This is a genomic window from Erwinia sp. E602, from assembly GCF_018141005.1.
GTDB lineage: Bacteria > Pseudomonadota > Gammaproteobacteria > Enterobacterales > Enterobacteriaceae > Erwinia.
The window spans coordinates 3,364,124-3,379,037 of record NZ_CP046582.1 but is presented as its reverse complement, the minus strand read 5'-3'; the positions used below and the strand labels follow the sequence as shown (position 1 = coordinate 3,379,037).

At 64.9% G+C, this 14,914-nt stretch carries 10 protein-coding genes; 1 reads left to right on the top strand and 9 read right to left on the bottom strand.

Features of this window, described 5'->3' with window-relative positions; translation table 11 throughout:
- Positions 1-39: 39 nt before the first annotated feature.
- The 5 genes from GKQ23_RS16980 to GKQ23_RS16960 all read right to left on the bottom strand — a co-directional run bounded on the left by GKQ23_RS16980 (position 40) and on the right by GKQ23_RS16960 (position 5,984).
- Entirely contained in the window at positions 40-804 is a 765-nt protein-coding gene (locus GKQ23_RS16980) for a FadR/GntR family transcriptional regulator (RefSeq protein ID WP_056237092.1), read from the bottom strand.
- A 99-nt stretch (positions 805-903) separates the two neighbouring features.
- Complete coding sequence (locus tag GKQ23_RS16975; RefSeq protein WP_212408950.1) at positions 904-1,698, bottom strand: ATP-binding cassette domain-containing protein; 795 nt, start codon at positions 1,696-1,698, stop codon at positions 904-906.
- A complete protein-coding gene (locus GKQ23_RS16970) occupies positions 1,695-3,458 on the bottom strand; it encodes a dipeptide/oligopeptide/nickel ABC transporter permease/ATP-binding protein (RefSeq protein WP_212408949.1) in 1,764 nt (587 codons plus the stop codon). Before GKQ23_RS16970 ends, GKQ23_RS16975 begins: the two co-directional genes overlap by 4 nt.
- The gene (locus GKQ23_RS16965) at positions 3,455-4,402 is read right to left on the bottom strand and encodes an ABC transporter permease (RefSeq protein WP_212408948.1); all 948 of its coding nucleotides are present in this window, start codon (positions 4,400-4,402) and stop codon (positions 3,455-3,457) included. Before GKQ23_RS16965 ends, GKQ23_RS16970 begins: the two co-directional genes overlap by 4 nt.
- Positions 4,403-4,412: 10 nt before the next feature.
- A complete protein-coding gene (locus tag GKQ23_RS16960) occupies positions 4,413-5,984 on the bottom strand; it encodes an ABC transporter substrate-binding protein (protein WP_212408947.1) in 1,572 nt (523 codons plus the stop codon).
- Positions 5,985-6,121: 137 nt separating this feature from the next.
- On the opposite strand from GKQ23_RS16960, the gene GKQ23_RS16955 reads away from it, so the two are divergent.
- Positions 6,122-6,778, top strand: coding sequence for a DUF1028 domain-containing protein (locus GKQ23_RS16955; protein ID WP_212408946.1), 657 nt, complete (start codon positions 6,122-6,124; stop codon positions 6,776-6,778).
- 151 nt (positions 6,779-6,929) lie between these two features.
- On the opposite strand, the gene GKQ23_RS16950 is transcribed toward GKQ23_RS16955, so the two are convergent.
- From GKQ23_RS16950 to GKQ23_RS16935, 4 genes are all read right to left on the bottom strand, one after another.
- Positions 6,930-10,109, bottom strand: coding sequence for a glycosyltransferase (locus GKQ23_RS16950; protein ID WP_212408945.1), 3,180 nt, complete (start codon positions 10,107-10,109; stop codon positions 6,930-6,932).
- A gap of 20 nt (positions 10,110-10,129) precedes the next feature.
- Positions 10,130-11,233, bottom strand: coding sequence for an HlyD family type I secretion periplasmic adaptor subunit (locus tag GKQ23_RS16945; RefSeq protein ID WP_249168537.1), 1,104 nt, complete (start codon positions 11,231-11,233; stop codon positions 10,130-10,132).
- 100 nt (positions 11,234-11,333) lie between these two features.
- Complete coding sequence (locus GKQ23_RS16940) at positions 11,334-13,523, bottom strand: type I secretion system permease/ATPase (protein ID WP_212408943.1); 2,190 nt, start codon at positions 13,521-13,523, stop codon at positions 11,334-11,336.
- Positions 13,520-14,914 (bottom strand): TolC family outer membrane protein, encoded by a 1,395-nt coding sequence (locus GKQ23_RS16935; protein WP_056237191.1) that lies wholly within the window; start codon positions 14,912-14,914, stop codon positions 13,520-13,522. Before GKQ23_RS16935 ends, GKQ23_RS16940 begins: the two co-directional genes overlap by 4 nt.

Below are 14,914 nucleotides of genomic sequence, written 5' to 3'. Positions count from 1 at the left end.
AAGCCGGCAATTTTTGACGCCTTCAGGAAACGGCGTGGATCAGTCGTGCAGAAACTGCGCCTGCAGGGTGGCCTGCAGCGCCAGCATCGCCTGTTCGGCGTGCTGCATATGCGCGCGCATGATGCGTTCGGTGGCCGTGGCGTCGCCGCGGCGCAGCGCCTCGATCAGCTGATACTGATAGTCGATCCCCTGGCGGCGATCCACCGGTTCGGGCTGCTGGTAGATGTCTTTGCACACCGCCAGATCCTTCAGCAGCCGCTGCAGAAAGCGGCAGAAGAACGCCAGCAGCGGATTCGTCGAAAAACCGGCCACGACATGATGAAAGTCCAGCTCGGCCATGCGCTGGTCCCAGCGCTCCTGTTCGTCGGCAGGAGGGTGGTCGTAAATGCGGATCAGCTGATGCAGGCGGCTGAAGCCGGCCTCATCAATCTGCCCGATGGCGCTGACCGCCACCTGCGGCTCCAGCACCTTACGCAGCGCATAGATGTGTTCGATGCTCAGTTCGCGGGTAAACAGGTAGTTGCCCAGCAGGCTCATTGCGCGCGCTTCCGGCACGCTGTCGATAAAGGCACCGCCGCCGGGGCCGGTGCGGGTGCGGATTAAGCCTTCGGCTTCCAGCGCCTTAAGCGCCTCGCGCACCGTGCTTTTGCCGGCGGCAAAGCGTTCGGTCAGCGCCTTCTCCTGCGGCAGGCGGTCGCCGGGCAGCAGGTTATCGTCAATAATGCTCTGCTTAATGGCAGCGATAATTTCATCGGTGCGTTTGCGCCTGCCGCCTTCCGGCAGGCGTGATGAGATGTCGGACATAGTTACCTGTCTGTAGTACCGTTAATCGTGCCGGTTATCACGCAGTCAGCTGCGCAATAAACGGCACAAACGTTGTGCGACCAGGGCAGGCCAAAAACGCTACACCTGCACCCTGCGGCCGGGCGCGCTGGCCAGCAGCTGGCGGGTGTAGGGGTGTTCAGGAGCGCTGAACAGCGTGTCAGTCGTGGCGCACTCGACGATAGTACCAGAATTCATTACCGCCACGCGGTCGGCGATCGACTCGACCACCGCCAGATCGTGGCTGATAAACAGGTACGACAGGTTAAATTCGGCCTTCAGATCTTCCAGCAACAGCAGCACCTGCGCCTGCACCGATACGTCCAGCGCGCTGACCGGTTCGTCCAGCACCAGGATCTGCGCTTCGGCGGCCAGCGCGCGGGCAATCGCCAGCCGCTGCGCCTGGCCGCCGGAGAACTCGTGCGGGTAGCCGTGCAGCGCGTCGGCGGGCATCCCCACCGCCGCCATCAGCTGGCGCAGGCGCGGCGGGCAGGCCGATGCGCGGTAGCCGCACAGCCGCCGCAGCGGCACGCTGAGCTGCTGGCCGATGGTCCTGCGCGGGTTGAGCGAGGCAACCGGGTCCTGAAACACGTACTGGATGGTTTTGCCAAACGCCTGCACGCCGCGTCGGGCCAGGCGCGCGGCATCCTCGCCCTGAATGCGCAGCGTGCCGGCGGTCGGCGTTTCCAGCCCGACCAGCATCCGCGCCAGGGTACTTTTGCCGCTGCCGCTTTCGCCGACGATGGCCAGCGTTTCGCCCGGAGCAAGCGACAGCGAGATCGCCTTTACCGCCTCCACCGGCGGGGAGCGGCGCAGCCAGCCGCCGCGGCCGGGGTAGCTTTTACTCAGCTGCTCTGCCTCAATCACCTTATTCATGGTGCCTCCTTTGCGGCCAGCTCGCGCACCTGGCGCAGGAAGTCACGCCCCTGGCCGGGGCGCGGCACGCTGGCAATCAGCCGTTGGGTGTAGGCGTGCTGCGGCTGGCGCAGCACCTCGGCGGTGGTGCCGCTTTCGACGATCTGCCCCTGGCGCATCACCGCCACCCGGTCGCACATCTCGCCGACCACCGCAAAATCGTGGGTGATAAACAGCAGTGCCACGCCGCGTCTGTGACGCAGTTCATTGAGCATTGCGAGGATTTTCGCCTGCACGGTAACGTCCAGCGCGGTGGTGGGTTCATCGGCAATAATGAGCTGCGGATCGTTAGCCAGCGCCATGGCGATGCCGACCCGCTGGCGCTGGCCGCCGGAGAGCTGATGCGGCCAGGCGTCGAAGCGCTGGGCGGCGTCGCGGATGCCGGTATCCTCCAGCAGCGCGATCGCCTGCTGCCGGGCGGCCGTGGCGGAGAGCGGCTGGTGGCAGCGGATCGCCTCCACCAGCTGATCGCCGATGCGCATCAGCGGATGCAGCGAGGTCAGCGGATCCTGGAAAATATAGGCCACCCGCGCGCCGCGCCGCTGCTGCATCTGCGGCGCACTGAGGCCCAACAGCTCCTCACCGGCCAGCCAGACGCCGCCGCCGCTGATGATGCCGGGCGGTGAGGCCACCAGCCCGGCGATCGCCAGCGCGCTGACGCTTTTGCCGGAGCCGCTTTCGCCAATCAGCCCGAGGCACTCGCCGGGCTGCAGATGGAAACTGACGCCCTTCACCGTCGGCACCTGCCGGTTACCACGGGTGAAGTTCACCTGCAGATCGGCCACCTCCAGCAGCGCGCCGGGCTGGCGGCGATCAGGCACCGCCGGGCGCTGCACGGTGGTCATCGCCTGTGAGCGCAGCAGCGCGCCGGATTTCAGGCGCGGATCGAGCAGATCGCGCACGCCGTCGCCCAGCAGGTTAAAGCCGATCACCAGCAGGAAGATGGCCAGGCCGGGCACCAGCGCCACGTGCGGCGCGATAAACAGCTGACCGCGGCCCTGGCCGAGCATCGAACCCAGGTCGGCGTCCGGCGGCTGGGTGCCGAGGCCAAGGAACGACAGCCCGGCGGTTTCGAGGATCATCCAGCCGACGGTGGTCGAGAGCGCCACCACGATCAGCGGCAGCACGTTGGGCAGGATCTCGGTCAGCAGGATCTGCAGGTGGTTTTTTCCCGCCAGCCGCGCCGCCTGAATAAACGGGCTGTCGCGCAGGCTCAGGGTCTGGCCGCGCACGTTACGGGCAAAGAACGGGATATTAACCAGCGCGATGGCGTACAGCGCGTTGAGCAGGCCGGGGCCAAGCACCGCGACGATGGCCAGCGCCAGCAGGATATAGGGGAAGGCCATAATCATATCGATCAGCCGCATCAGCAGGCCGTCGGTGCGCCCGGCGGCATAACCGGCCACCAGCCCGATCAGCGTGCCGATCGTCGCCGCCAGCAGCGTGGCCCCCAGCCCCACCGCCAGCGACACCCGGGTGCCCCACAGCAGGCGCGACAGCATATCGCGGCCCAGCCCGTCGGTGCCGAGCAGGTGACCCGGCGTCAGCGGCGGGGCAAGCCGCTGCAGCAGGTTGGTGGCGTCCGGGTCGGGCAGCGGCAGCCAGGGGGCCAGCAGCGCGGCGGCGGCTGCCAGCAGCAGGATCAGCGCGCCCAGCGACGCCAGCCGGTTGTGCAGCAGCAGCGACAGGCCGCTGCGGCGGGATGAATACGCGTCGCTCATGATTTTATCCTCGGATCCAGACAGGCCTGCACGATATCGGTAACCAGGTTAATCAGCACACAGGCGACGGCGGCGACCAGCACGCCGCCCTGCACCAGCAGCAGGTCGCGGGTGGAGACCGCCTTGACCAGCATCGCCCCCAGCCCAGGCCACTGAAACACCGTTTCGATATAGACCGCGCCGCCGAGCACGAAGCCGGCCTGAATGCCGATGGCCGGCACCACCGCCACCAGCGCCACGCGGAAGGCGTGTCGCCAGATCACCCGCCGTTCGTTCAGCCCTTTGGCGCGGGCGGTGCGGATATAGTCCTGGCGCAGCACCTCCAGCATCGCGGTGCGGGTCAGGCGGGCGATCACCCCGGTGGCGACCAGCGCCAGCGCCACGCTGGGCATCACCAGGTGGTGCAGCAGATCGCTGAGGCCGCCGCCGCCGTAGACCGCCAGCATGCCGGAGGCCGGGAACCAGCGCAGGCTGACGGCAAACAGCATAATCATCAGCAGGCCGATCAGGAACGAGGGCAGCGAGATGCCGAGCAGCACCAGCAGGGTGATGATGCGGTCGCCCCAGCCAAACTGGCGCACCGCCGATACCACGCCGGCCAGCAGGCCGAGCACCACGCTGAGCAGCAGCGCGCAGCCGCCGAGCAGCAGGGTGGCGGAGAAGCGCTCCAGCACCTCGTCAATCACCGGCCGGTTCAGCACCCAGGAGTGGCCAAAGTCGCCGTGCAGCAGGTTATTGACCCAGATCAGGTACTGCTGCCACAGCGGCTTGTCCAGCCCCAGCTCCTGGCTGATGCGTGCGACGTTTTCCGGCGTGGCGTACGCGCCGAGCAGGGCCTGCGCCGGGTTGCCGGGGATCATCGCCATCAGCAGAAAGACGATCAGCGACAGGCCGATGACCACCGGGATCAGCCCGGCCAGCCGCTGCAGAATATATCGTGCCATCGTGCCTCCGTTACGGCTTGCTGACCTGATGCAGGATCAGGTTGAAGTTGGGTTGCAGCGCCAGGTTCTGCACCTGGCGCGAAGTGACCGCGTTCTGCTTCCAGTTGGCGACGAACAGCCAGGGCGCGTCGTCATGCACCACCGCCTGTACCTGACGATAAAGCGCCGCGCGCTGGCTCTGGTCGCTGGTGGCACGCGCTTTGTCCAGCAGTTCATCCACCTGCGGGTTGTGGTAGTAGCCGGAGTTAAAGCCGCCCTTGTCCGGCCAGGCGTCGCGGCGCAGGGTGAGGAACGGCAGGGTGTCCGGATCGTTGGTCATCCACGCCATTTCGGCCATCTGCGTCTGCGGCGTCAGGCCGGCGTTGACCTTGCTGAGGAAGGTGTTCCACTCCCAGGTCTGGATATTCACCTTCAGCCCGACGGCGCGCAGGTCGGCCTGGATGGCGGTGGCCATCGGGATCGGATCGAGCATGCCGGAGCCTCCGTCGGTGACGTAAAAGTTCAGCGTCGCCCCCGCGGCACCGGCGGCTTTCAGCAGCGCCCGTGCCTTGTCAGGATCGTAGGGATAAGGCTGCACCGCGTCGTTGCGCGCCCATGCAAAGGCGGAGGGGATCGGACCGTCGGCCACCTGCGCCGCGCCCTGCAGCACCTTATCGACCAGCGCCTGTTTGTTAACCGCATAGTTCACCGCCTGGCGCACCCGGCGGTCATCGAACGGCTTTTCGCGGTTGTTCAGCCAGACAAACCAGACGTGCGGCCCCACCGCCTGCTGCAGGCGGAACTGCGGGTCACCGGCGAAGCGCGCCACGGTATCCGGCGGCACTTCCACCATCACGTCCAGCCCGCCGGAGAGCATCTCGGCGGTGCGGGTGCTGCCGTCGGTGATTGGCCGGAACACCGCCGCCTTGAGTTTCGGCACGCCGTCCCAGTACGCCGCGTTGGCGTTAAGCAGCACCCGCTGGTTGGCCCGCCAGTCGCCGAAGCGGAACGCGCCGCTGCCCACCGGATGGCGGCCGAAGTCGCGGTCATACTTTTTCACCGCCGTCGGGGAGACGATCAGCCCGGTGGGGGTGGCGAGGTTCGACAGCAGCGGGGCGAAGGGTTTATCGAGGGTGAAGATCACCGTGTGGGCGTCCGGCGTGTCGATTTTCCGGATCGACGAGAAGAAGAAGCTCAGCGGGAACGGACCGGTGTGGTAGTACGGGTGCTGTTTGTTCAGCATCCGTTCAAAGGTAAAGCGCACGGCGTCGGCGTCCACCGGCGTGCCGTCGTGGAATTTCACCCCCGGACGCAGATGGAAGCTGTAGCGCAGGCCGTCCGGGCTGACTTCCCAGCGGCTGGCCAGCGCCGGTTCAATGGTCAGCGAGCCGGGCGCGTTGCGCACCAGGCCATCGTACAGGTTGACCAGAATGCGCGAATCGTTGGCGGCGGTGGCCACCTGCGGATCCAGCGACTGCGGCTCCGCCACCTGGCCGATAATCAGCACGCCGGGCGGCGTGGCCGCCAGCAGCGCCGGGGCCACCAGCGCCAGCCCGGCGTAAAGAGGGATCGCACGCAGCGTGGCGCGCAGCAGTCTGAGCATATTGACCTCGTTGTCGGTGCGCAGCGCGTGAACGCCGCTGGATACAATCTGTGCTGATTAATTTATGCGTATAAATAGCGAGATGTGCAATAATTTATCCATATAAATTTGATCTGGTACGCAGAAGAGGGGGCACTATGACCTTGTCGATCGTGGCGCGGGATGCGCTAAGCGGAGAGCTGGGCGCGGCCACCGCCACCGCCGGGCCGGCGGTCGGCGCACTGGTGATCCACGGCCAGAGCGGCGTGGGTGCCATCGCCACCCAGGCTTTTACCAATCCACTGTTTGGCCCGGACGGGCTGACGGGGCTGGCGGAGGGGCAGAGCGCGCAGGCGGTGCTGGAGAGCCTGCTGGCGCAGGATCCTGAACGGCAGCGGCGGCAGCTGATCCTGCTGGACGCCGCCGGCGGCAGCGCCCACTGGACCGGCGGTGAATGCGGCGGCTGGTGCGGCAGCCTGAGCGGGGAGGGCTTTGCGGTGGCGGGCAATCTGCTGGCGGGCGATACGGTGCTGCCGGCGATGTGCGATGCCTTTACCCGCCAGACCGGGCAGCCGCTGGCCGAACGGCTGCTGGCGGCGCTGCAGGCCGGGCAGCGCGCCGGTGGCGACCGGCGCGGCATCCGCTCCGCCGCGCTGAAGGTGTGGCAGCATCGCCGCTATGCGCAGATCGATCTGCGGGTGGACTGGTCCGCCGACCCGCTGACGCAGCTCGACGAGGTGCTGGCGCAGGTGCGCGCGCCGGATTACGCGGATTTTTTCCGGCAGCTGCCGGGGCGTGAGCCGGACTGGCAATAAAAAACCCGCGCGGCGGCGCGGGTTGGCGGGGAGTCATCTCTCCGGGGAACCGCAGCCTGGCAGGAGGGAATCATCCATTCTCTGCCTGGCTGGGCATTGCTCCACCCTCAGTCAGGGGTGCGGGAATAGCGTCCTGCTGCCCTGGCGGGCGTTATTCTACCGCCGCCGTTGTCTGCACCACGGGCTCAGCCTGACGTCCGGCCCGCCCTGCCGCCAGCTGGCGCATCTCATCCCACCACTGCTGCCAGCGTTCGGCAATCACCGGGGTGAAGAAGCGCGCGGCGCTGTTTACCGCGCCGGCGCGCAGGGCGCGCAGCTTGCCCGGATGTTGCAGCAGGTCGATCAGCGTGGCGGCCAGCGCCTCTTCGTCGCCGTCCGGCACCAGCTTACCGGCTTTAAAATTAGCCAGCAGATCGTGCGGGCCGTACTTGATATCAAAGCTGACCAGCGGCGTGCTCCACGCCAGCGACTCCAGGCCAAACAGCGGCAGCCCCTCCTGATCGGAGCAGATCACCGCGCAGCAGCTGTTGCGGTGGATCTCCGCCAGATCGCCGTTAAAGCCGTTGATGTGGATCTGTTTCTCCAGCCCTTTCTCTGCCACCTGCTGCTGCAGGCTGGCGCGCAGCCGCCCGACGCCGTAGGTGTGCAGCTCGGCGTCCGGCACCGCCTCCAGCACTTTTTCAAACACGCGTATCAGCAGGTCGTGACGTTTTTCCGGCGCGTAGCGCGCCATCAGCAGCACCCGCTTGCTGGCCTTTTTGCTGATTTTTTTCCCCGCCTGCGGGTTATCGATATGGTTAGGCAGCACCCGCATCTTCTCTGCCGGGAACCCTTCCTTCAGCAGGTCGCGATGCTGGGCTTCGGTCAGGACCAGCAGCCGGTCGTAAGCCGCATGGCTGTTCAGCACCTGCGAGTAGCTGTGCTTGAGGCGACCGTTGGTCAGGTAATGGGTGTTGTGCAGCACGCTGGTCAGGGTGCCGTTGCAGTACTTCTGCGGGCTGAGGCGCATAAACTCCAGCCACGGCCGGTTCTTATCCACCACAAAGTGCCACTCCACCGCCGGATCGAGGCACATGCCGGCCATCGCAGCGTTGAACAGCTCTTCGCTGGCCCAGCTGACGCTGTGGCCTGACGGCTGCCCGGCCTCGATGTCGTGCAGCTCGCTCTTCTGCTGACGCAGCTGATAGTGCCTGCGCAGCACGATGCGCTGACGGGCGTCGACCACGTCCTCATAGCACAGCTCTTTTTCCCGCCCCGGCAGGGCGTACTGCCGTACGTGCAGGCCGCCCGGCTGCGCGTCAGAACGCTTCAACAGCAGGCCATCGGCAAGGGCCGGCAGCGGGGCCAGTTTGCCGCCGTCACACAGCGGGGCCAGCCAGTCGTAGAGGCTCATTACCCGGGTGCGCTGCGGCAGTTTACCGCTGGCCTTAAAGCGGGCTACCGTCTCAGCCAGCTGCGGATTGAACGAGGAGATCAGGATCGTCGGGTCAAGGTTAAGATGGTCGTTAAACAGCCGCACGCGGCGCAGCGTCGCCACCTCAATGCCGTTGCCCACCTCACGCAGGTTTTCGCTGAGGAACAGGATGCGCGGCTCGCGCACGGCGGGCGTTAACCGCGCGGCGGGCAGGGCGCTGTCGCTGGCCTGCAGGCGTTTTGTCCGCGCGTCGGCCTTCGCTTTCGCCTGGTTCGCCCGCACGTACTTCAGGTAGGCGACATAGCCGGAGAGGTAGTGCTCGACGTCATCGATGCGCACGCGGAAGCCGTGGTGACGGATAAAGAAGCTGCCGGTGATACGCCCCGGGTTGCGGAAGAACATCGCCAGCTCCGGCCAGAAGAAGCCGTTCAGCAGGTAGCGGGCGCGGGCCTCCAGCGCCTGGTCGAACTTCGCCATATCGAAGCCGGCCAGCAGCGCCTGATGCTGCTCGTCCGCCGCGATTCGGGTAATCATCCGCTGTGCCGCCATCATCAGCTCCAGCAGCGTCGGGTAGGTGGTGATGCGGTTGGCGACAAAATCGAGGTGATCGCGCACGTTGTCGAGGCCGAACTGGTAGTAACGTGCCTCCGGGCGGTAGAGCGTCAGTTCGTTAACACAGTAGCTCAGCCAGTGGTCGTGGGCCTGCCAGTGCTTCTGCGCGATAAAGTAGTCGAAGGCGGTTTCAACCAGCTGCAGCCAGCGCGGGTTGCGGGTAATGCCGTACAGGCGCATCAGGGCAAAGGCGGCTTCGCCATCGTAGTAGATGATGCGGTGGGCGGCCTTCAGCGTCAGGTCCGGGTAGTTAAGCACGTGTACGAAGGATTTATCGGCCATCTGCATAAAGCCGATGCCGTTGGCCAGCCGCGCCATCTGCGCCAGGTACTGCTGGTCGCCGGTCAGTTCGGTGTATTTCGCCAGCGCGAGGATCGACACCGCGTTGCCGCCCAGCTTGATCTCATTGCCAACGTCCACCAGAAAATCGGCGTCGCTGCCGTCGGGCAGGGTCACCGTTTTGATCAGCTCGCGGCACAGGTGGCCCAGGGCGCGTTCAATGGCGGCCAGGTGCTGCGGGTCCTGGGTGACCTCCCAGCCTTCGAGCAGCGCATAGGTAGAGCTGGCGTGGCGCAGGGCGTTGGTCGAGGGGATCGGACGGTCAAAGCAGGGGAACCAGCCGTAGTTAAAGTCGCCCCCCGCGTTGATTTCACCCGCCAGATAGTGGCTGGCGCGGGTAATCACCTCCGGCAGCTGTGGCCCCGGCCACTTCTCCACCCGGCGATAGCCGTGGTGCCGCCCCTGATTTTCAATCGGCCAGATGCCGCTGGCGTCGGCGAACAGCCCACGGGTGTTGAAGGTCCACAGCGGCTGCTCGTCGTCAGTCGGCCAGCTCAGCGGCGTGCCAAACCGTTTTTTGCCGTAGTTTTCCAGGTTGCCGGCGTTTGGGATCGTCACCGGCGTGGCAGCGTCATACAGAATCGCCCAGGCACCCAGCTCCTGCGGCAGCATCGCCACGTTAAAACCGGCGTCAAAGGCCAGCCCGCGGCGGTAGTAGTTACGTTTGTTATTGCTCAGGCGACGCTGCAGCTCGCCCCACGCGCAGGGCATCACCTCATCGACCACGTCAACGCGCAGCCAGCGGATCTCCTGCTGCTGTCCGGCGTTCCACGCCTCCAGCAGCGCGCTGCCGCTGGCCCACGCCTGTTCAAAGCTGCTGCCGGTGGCGATCTGCGTATGGGCCTGCTGCTGCCCGTCGCTGACGCTAAAAAACAGCACCCACTGCGGGTAATTTTCCGGTAATGCGGCGACCACTAAGTTTTCCGCCGGCTGGCGGGCCGCCTGTAATAACGTGCTTAATAACATATCTTCTCCTCCAGAGATGATTAGCGCTCGCGCAGTGCTTCTTTGGCCCGGTTAAACGGTTTGAACAGATAGTCGATGACGGTTTTCTCGCCGGTCCTGATGTCAACGGTCGAGACCATGCCGGGGCTGATGGCGAAATGCTTGCCCAGCTTGTTGATCAGGAAGTCGACGTTGGTGCGGATAAACACCCGGTAGTAGTAGATTTCGGGTTTGGTCTCATCCTGAATGGTGTCGGGGGAGATCGACTCGACCACGCCGTCCAGCCCGCCGTAGATGGCGTAGTCGTAGGCGCTGATCTTCACCATCGCCTTCTGGCCCGGATGGATAAAGGCGATATCCCGCGGCGACAGCCGCGCTTCAATCAGCAGCTGATCGTTGAGCGGCACGATTTCCATCAGATCGCCGTTCGGGGGGATCACCCCGCCGATGGTGTTGACCTTGATATTTTTGACGATGCCGCGCATCGGCGAGCGCACGGTCAGGCGCTGTACCGAGTCGCTGCGCCCCTTAATCACCTCGGTGAGCGAAGCGGCTTCGGCATTGGCCTTCGCCAGCTCTTCGCGCGCCTGCACGTAGTACTGCGAGCGCAGATCGGTCAGCTTCAGGTCGAGGTCGGCCTTAGTGCGGCGCAGGCGCAGCACCTCCACGTTGCTGGCGGCGCCGCTGTTGGCCAGCCTCTCGGTCAGCGTCAGCTCGCGTTTTACCAGGTCCAGCGACTCTTTGATCTGCCGCTCCGAGTCGGTCATCTGCGCGCGGCGGGTGTTAAACAGGCGGCGCTCGGAGGCCAGCAGGTCAGGGTATTTTTCCAGCTCGGCGGGGAAGGTCAGCTTTTCATCGTTGACCTCGGCGGTCAGGCGGGTAGCCGACGCCAGCGCCGCCCGGTAGCGCGCCGCGCTTTCACCGACGCTCGACTCGGAACGGGTCGGGTCGAGCCAGGCGACGATCTGCCCGGCTTTGACCTCGGTGCCTTCACGCACGCTCAGCCCGGCGAGGATGCCGCCGTCCAGCGAGGAGAGGATCTGCTCGCGTGAGCTGGGGATCACCTTACCGGTGCCGGTGGAGACCTCATCCAGGGTACCGAACCAGGCCCAGGTGCCGGCCACCAGCAGCAGGGCGGCGGCCATCCACACCACGCGCACCGAACCGGCCAGCCTGCTCTCATCGCTGTTAGTGTTGTCCAGATCGGTGTCCAGCGAGATGGTGGCACCGTCAAAGCGGTTAGCGTCAGGCAGTTTTATTTTCATCGCTCAGCTCCTGATTGCGTTGCTTCTCATGGGCGCGGTTCATCGCCTTCTCTTTTGGCGCATCCATCACCAGCGCACCCTCTTTCAGCACCAGCACGCGGTTGGCCAGCTCAAGCACCGCCGCGCGGTGGGTGGCGACGATCAGCGTTCTGCCGTCCAGCCAGCCGTTCAGCCGCTGGATAAAGTCCCGTTCGGTGTGTTCATCCAGCGAGGCGGTGGGTTCATCGAGCAGGACGATATTCGGATCGCGCAGCAGCATGCGCGCCAGCAGCACCGACTGGCGCTGGCCGCCGGACAGCCCCAGCCCGCCCTCCATGATTTTATGCTCCAGCCCCAGCGACAGCTTTTTGATAAACTCCGCGCCGCCGGAGACCTCAAGGGCGGCAAAGATATCTTCATCACGCGCGTGCGGGGCACCCATGGTCAGGTTATCGCGCAGCGTGCCGTGAAACAGGCGGGCGTTCTGGGTCAGCAGGCCAATATTGCGCCGCAGGTCGGCGACGTCGATATGCGGCAGGCTGAGGTTGTCCAGCCGCAGCTCGCCGGAGATCAGATCCATACCGCCGGCCAGCGCCTGCAGGAAGGTGGATTTACCGGCACCGTTGCGCCCCAGTACCGCAATGCGCTCGCCGCGGCGGATCTGCAGCTTGGCGACGCGCAGCGCGTCCACGCGGGATTTCGGGTCATAGCGGAACACCGCCGAGTTGAACAGGTAGTCGCCGTACAGCGAGGCGCAGTGCACCCGCGCTTCGTCACCGCCGTTTTCCACCGGCAGCTGCATGATCGCGTCCAGCGCCTCTTTGGCCGATTTCACCTGCTGCCAGCGCGCCAGCACGCCGCACAGGCTGGCCATCGGGGCAACCATACGGGAAGAGAGCATGGAAGCAGCGACGATGGCACCGGTGGTGATCTGACCTTCAATCACCATCGGCGCACCGATCACGATCACCACCGCGTACACCAGGTTCTGAACGGTGCTGCCCCAGTTGATCAGCCCCTGGGTGATATGCCGGGTTCTGACCCCGGACTGCGCGGTAATCTGGATATAGCTGTTCCACTGCTGCTGGAAGCGCTGTTCGGCCTGCATCAGCTTGATATCTTCCAGCCCCTGCAGGCTCTCCACCAGAATGGCGTTACGCAGGGTGCTCTCCATCGTTGCCTGACGCGCCAGCCCCGCCAGCTTTTTCTGTAGCAGCAGGCCGGGGACGATCATCAGCACCGCGGCAACCGGCGCGATCCACGCCAGGTGCGGTGAAATAATCGCCAGCACGACAACAAACAGGAAGAAGAACGGCAGGTCGACGATCGCCGAGACGGTGCTGGAGGTGACCATCTCGCGCACCTGCTCCAGCTCGCGCACCTGGGAGATAAAGCTGCCGGTGGAGCGGGGCACGGCGCTGTTACGCAGCCGTAAGGCGTGGCCGAATACCCGGTCGGAGACGCGGATATCGGCACGCTTGCCGAGAATGTCGGTAATGTGGCTGCGCGTCTGGCGCATCATAAAGGAGAAGAACACGGCGATCAGCACGCCGCCAAACAGAACGTACAGCGTCGGGTAGGACTGCGCCGGGATCACCCGGTCGTACACCTGCATCGAGAACACGATACCGGCTAACGCCAGGGTGTTGATGATCAGCGCCGCCAGCATCACGTACCAGTAAGGCTTCAGGTCGCGCAGCACCAGGCTTTTCAGCCAGTCCGGCTTGTAGGTTTGCACATAGCTGTCGGCGCGCACGTCGCGGGCTACCGCAATCGGGCGGAAGGCGGCCACGTGGCGGATATCCGGCAGCAGCCCGCTGAACGACACTTCGGTGACCAGCTGGGCGTCGTTGATAAAGTTGATGCCGACGGTGTCCTTACCGTCGAAGCGCTCAATGACGCCGACCTGGCCGTCCTTTAACTCAACCGCCAGCGGCAGTCGCCAGCTGGAGATCTCGTCCTCTCGTGCATCCAGCAGCCGGGCGTTCAGTCCGGCCTGACGCCCGAGATTTTTAATCGTCGCTGCCAGCGGCTTCTGCTGCTGCCAGCCGGCGGCGGCCTTCAGGCCTCCGGGCGAGTACTCCAGCCGGTAGTGCGCGGCGATCAGCCCGATCGCCGCAACCCAGCTGTTGATCGGGCTTTTTTCGCCGTCGTCGGCGTCTGCCTGCGGTTCCTGTATCACCTGGCTCATGGCTGGATCTCCACTTGCTGAATGGTCTGGTTATCCAGAGCAAAGGCACTGCGAATATGGCCGGTGCTGTACAGACAGTCCAGCTGCAGGGTGCGCAACTGGGCGATGGTCTGCTGCTCGGTAAAACGTGACTGATAAATTTCCTGCTCGGCGTTCAACACGTCCAGCAGCTGACGGGTACCTAACTCCAGGTACTGTTGCTGATACAATTCGCGGGTTTTCTGGCCCAGCGCCTGCTGGCGTGCCTGGATCGCCAGGGTGGTGCTGAGGCTGAGCGCCTCATTCTGCGACGCGCTCAGCTGCTGACGCGCCTGCAGGCGGGCGGAGCGCACCTGGGCGTTGGCGGCTTCCAGCGTATGCTGGGCGGCGTTGCGTGTGGCGTCCAGCCCGCCGCCCTGGTACAGCGGCATCTCCACTCTCAGGTTGGCGGAGTACTGGGTGCGGTCGATGGTGGCGCTGTTCGGGTACTTGTCGTTAAGGTAGTGGGTGACCGTCGGCTCCAGCGAGATGGTCGGCATGCGCTGGGCGTTGGCGTAATCGACGCCGGCCTGCGCTTTATTGGCCGCCGCCCAGGCCGCCAGCACCGTCGGGATCAGCCGGTCATCCGGCTGCATCACCTGGCAGGCGTTCTGCAGTTTTTTCGGAAAATCGTCGCTGACTTTATTGACCGCCTGCCAGCCGAGATAGGTGGCCAGGGTGGCGCGCCAGCGGTCAAGGTTGGCACGATACTGCATTAAGGTCGCCCGCGCACCTTCGATACGGGTGTTGGTCTGCACCACGTCGGAGAGCGAGCTGGCGCCTTCATCGTTGCGCTGCTGCGCCAGGCCGCCGATGCTGTTGAGTGAATCTAACTGCTGCTGGGCAATGTTTACCAGCTGCTGATAACCCTGCACCTGGACTAAGGCAGCGGCGGTATCGTGGCCAATTTTATCGATGGACACCAGTACGTTAGCCTGCTGCTGCGCCACGCCGGCACTGGCGGAACGCACCGAGCTGTCGACTTTGCCAAAGTCATACAGCATCTGTGAAATGGATAACACCAGGCCGGGGCTGTAGCCGTGGCCGGCGTAGTTGTTGGCAATGCTGTTGTTAATGCCGCCGCTAATCTGCGGATAGTATTTGGAGCGGGCGTAGTTCACCTGCTCGTCCTGCTCAAACAGTTTTCCCACCTGTTCGGCAATATCAGGGTGCCACTGCACGGCGCGCTGCACCGCCTGGCTGATGTTCAGCGTCGGTGGGCTTTTATCCTGAAACTGCTCGGGGACCACGCCGGTCAGGCTGGGCAGATCCTGCTGGGGGACTAAACGATTGGCGCTGATGCGCGCGGGGGAGTCTTCATCCAGCGCTTCGGCGAAGGCTGAATGGTAAGGAATAAGTGCGCCGGTCAGCAT